This is a genomic window from Psychrobacter sp. 1Y4 (genome assembly GCF_051847555.1).
In genome coordinates this window covers 1-984 of sequence record NZ_JBPYDE010000195.1, presented here as the reverse complement: position 1 = coordinate 984, position 984 = coordinate 1, and the positions used below count along the sequence as shown (strand labels likewise).

Genomic DNA, 984 nt, shown 5'->3' with positions numbered 1-984 from the left:
TATTCTTAGCTTTTACATTCTAAAGACTTATAAAACGGCACTGATTTCAGTGCCGTTTTTTTGGGTATTAAAAATTGAGAAGGATAAACGATGAATAATTTTGAGCAAGATAATCTGCAAAAATATCTAGCAGAAAAAGCCAAATACGCATAGGAAAAGGAGCAAAAAGCCAAACTGCCTATGATGTTTGATTGCTAAAGGAAAGTGCGTAGGTGCGCAAATTGATTGTTAAAGCTAAGGAAGAAGTAATTTAAAGAATTATTAATTAAATAACAGTTATCCCAAGGAAAGATTTTATCGGTTTTTATTTATAATGCTGTTCTTTAAAAAATTTAATATACTCACGAATATTTCGTTAATAAATTACTATATCTTTTTATAAAACTGCCACTATCTAGGAAATAGTTTGGATAGGCCTCTTCAATTTTGTTGACATCATCCACTGATACTAAAACAACATCAAACTTATCACTTTCTTTGTATGTTTTTTCCAGTCGATAATAATCTTCATTTGCTCTTTTCCCATCAGAGTAATGTAAGACTCTCGTTTCTCGAGATTCTAGGTTTAACTGTATTAGATAGTATTTAGCTTCGAAGCTTTTTTCTAAAAGCTTAATAGAATTGACACTTTGTAGTTTTTCAATAATTTTTAATTCTTTTTCTAATTCATTTAGTCTAATACATACGTCCGCTGGAGTTAATTCTGCATAACTAGGAATAGTAGGAGATTTTTCTTCAATCGAAAATAAGACACTAGTTAATTGAAGAAATCTTAAATACTTTTCCTCACCTTCTCCTGCCTTAAAAGAAGCCTTATATAAAGAACCGAGTATTTCTACAATAGTTGCCCATTCATGCTGTATCTTAGTACGAATCTGTAATTCTAATCGGAAAGTTTTATCTTTAACTTTACACCTGAAAATCTGGTGTATTCCTCTATAACCGTCCGATTTAGGTATTTTTATATAGTCATTAATTCTTATT

Annotated in this window: 1 protein-coding gene; it reads right to left on the bottom strand. The window is 30.0% G+C overall.

From position 1 onward, the window contains the following. Positions 1-341: 341 nt before the first annotated feature. The coding region (locus ACS8FC_RS15200) for a RelA/SpoT domain-containing protein (RefSeq protein WP_439297386.1) at positions 342-984 on the bottom strand (643 nt) is incomplete at its 5' end.